Source organism: Pseudomonas sp. (assembly GCF_037994325.1).
GTDB lineage: Bacteria > Pseudomonadota > Gammaproteobacteria > Pseudomonadales > Pseudomonadaceae > Aquipseudomonas.
This window is the reverse complement of sequence record NZ_JBBNAH010000629.1, coordinates 1-1,023: the sequence shown is the minus strand read 5'-3', so window position 1 is coordinate 1,023 and position 1,023 is coordinate 1. Positions and strand designations below refer to the sequence as shown.

The following is a 1,023-nucleotide window of genomic DNA, read 5'->3' as shown; positions in this document are numbered from 1 at the left end:
GCCGCACCGCGCGAAACCGTCGTATGAGGGTGTTGATCGTCACTGACGCCTGGGCACCGCAGGTCAATGGCGTGGTCACCAGCTTGCAAGCCTTGATTGCAGAGCTGCGTGGCCTTGGCCACTTGGTCAAACTGCTGTCGCCCAGCGACTTTCGCCATGTGCCGTGCCCGACCTATCCAGAGATTCCACTGGTGTGGGATTTATGGAATGTCGGCGCGGCCATTCGCAACTTTCGTCCCGACTGCGTGCACCTGGCTACCGAAGGCCCGCTGGGCTGGACCGCGCGACGCTGGCTAAATAAACGTGGCCTAGCGTTCTCCAGCGCCATTCACACACGCTTCCCTGAGTATGTGCACACCCGCTGGCCGCGTATTCCGTTGAGTTGGGGTTATGCCTACTTGCGCCGTTTCCATCGGCCGAGTCAGGCGGTGCTGGTTACCACCGAGCGCTTACGCAGCGAGTTTCAGGGCTGGGGTTTGCAGCGCTTGAGCTTATGGCGCAAGGGTGTGGACTTGGCGCGCTTTCACGCAACTACACAGATACCCAAGCGGCTGGTGTTTCTCTACGTTGGCCGTGTGGCGCCGGAAAAGAACCTGGAAGCGTTTTTGCGCCTGGACTTGCCGGGAGAAAAACACGTGGTCGGCGATGGTCCGCAACGGGCCGAGCTGGAGGCGCGTTATTCGCAGGTACGCTTTCTCGGCTATCAACATGGCCAAGCCCTGGCGCAGGCCTATAGCGAGGCGAGCGTGTTGGTGTTTCCCTCGCATACCGACACCTATGGCCTGGTGATGCTTGAGGCGCTGGCCTGCGGTACACCGGTGGCAGCGTTTCCGGTGCCGGGGCCTTTGGATGTGTTGCAGCAGGGCGTGACCGGGGTGATGGACGAAGACTTGCGCGCTGCCTGCTTGGCGGCGCTGAGCCTCGACCGCCAGCGCTGCGCGCAGGAAGTAGCCAAGCTGTCTTGGCGGGCATCGGCGTTGGAGTTTTTGGCGCAGCAGCCGTTGTTGGATGGGGGGATGGTGG

The 1,023-nt window shown here is 62.0% G+C and carries 1 protein-coding gene; it reads left to right on the top strand.

Going from position 1 to position 1,023, the window contains the following annotated elements:
* Positions 1-23 precede the first annotated feature (23 nt).
* The coding region (locus AAAB16_RS20740) for a glycosyltransferase family 1 protein (protein ID WP_340665030.1) at positions 24-1,023 on the top strand (1,000 nt) is incomplete at its 3' end.